The 1,429-nt window shown below is 74.6% G+C and carries 1 protein-coding gene; it reads left to right on the forward strand.

All coding sequences use genetic code 11. The features are described 5' to 3' along the window. On the forward strand, positions 1-1,429 hold a 1,429-nt coding region (locus HW445_RS30870; RefSeq protein WP_180224087.1), incomplete at both ends, for a polyketide synthase dehydratase domain-containing protein.

Genomic DNA, 1,429 nt, shown 5'->3' on the forward strand with positions numbered 1-1,429 from the left:
TCGCGCCCCAGCCCGGCGGCATCCCCCTCTACTCCTCGCTGACCGGCCGTCTCCTGGACATCGCCGAGACGGCGATGGACGGCGGCTACTGGTACGACAACCTCCGCAACACCGTCGAGTTCGAGAACGCCACCCGCGCCGCCCTCGCCGACGGCCACACCGTCCTCGTCGAGGTCAGCCCGCACCCCGTGCTGGCGGTGGGCCTCCAGGGCACCGTCGAGGACACCGGCACCGACGCCGCCGTCCTCGGCACCCTCCGCCGCGACGAAGGCGGACCGGACCGCTTCCTGACCTCCCTGGCGGAGGCCCACTGCCACGGCGTCACCGTCGACTGGGACACCGTCTTCGCCGGCACCGGCGCCCGCCGCACCGACCTGCCCACCTACGCCTTCCAGCGGCAGCACTACTGGCTGCCCATGCCCGGCGACGGGGTCGGCGACCTCGGCTCGGCGGGCCTCGACGGCACCGAGCACCCGATGCTCACCGCCGCCGTCCACCTGGCGGAGAACGACAGCCACGTCCTCACCGGCCGGTTCTCCACCCGGAGCCACCCGTGGATGGCCGAGCACGTCGTGATGGGGACGGTCATCGTCCCCGGCACCGCCTTCGTGGAGATGGCCAACCACGCCGCCCACCTCAGCGGTTGCGACACCGTCGAGGAACTCACCATCGAGGCGCCGCTCACCCTCGCCGAGGACGAGGCCCGTCAGATGCAGGTGACGGTGGGCGCGGCCGACGAGACGGGCCGCCGCGGCGTCACCGTGCACTCCCGTCCGGCCGGCGCCGACCAGGACGCGGACCGCCCCTGGCTCCGGCACGCCACCGGAGTCCTCGCCCCGGCGGACGCCGCCGACGCCCTGCCGCGCTACGACTTCACCGCCTGGCCGCCCGCCGGCGCGGTCGAGCTCCCGGTGGCCGGGTTCTACGACCAGGCCACCCTGACCGGCTTCGACTACGGCCCCATGTTCCAGGGCATCACCCGCGCCTGGCAGCTCGGCGAGGACATCTACGCCGACCTCTCCCTCCCGCAGGACGGCCGGGCCGAGGCCGCGGAGTACGGACTGCACCCCGGGCTGCTCGACGCCGCCCTCCAGTCCATGGGACTCGGTGACTTCAAGCCCGGGACGGGCCGCGGCGAGGACGCGGGCAAGCCCCGTCTGCCGTTCGCCTGGCGGGGCGTGACCCTGCACGCCACCGGGGCCTCCGCGCTGCGGGCCCGGCTCCTGCCCGTCGGTCCCAACGGCATCGGCTTCCAGATCGCCGACACCACCGGCGCCCCCGTCATCACCATCGGCGAACTCGCGATGCGGCCCGTCGAACCCGAGCAGCTCAAGGCCGCGACCCGGCCCGCCGGAGACGACTCCCTGTACCTCCTGGAGTGGAACCCGGCACCCGCCACCGCGCCGACGGCGCCCGCCACCGACGCGGC

Origin of the sequence: Streptomyces sp. UH6 (assembly GCF_013421635.1) — a bacterium.
GTDB classification, from domain to species: domain Bacteria; phylum Actinomycetota; class Actinomycetes; order Streptomycetales; family Streptomycetaceae; genus Streptomyces; species Streptomyces abyssomicinicus.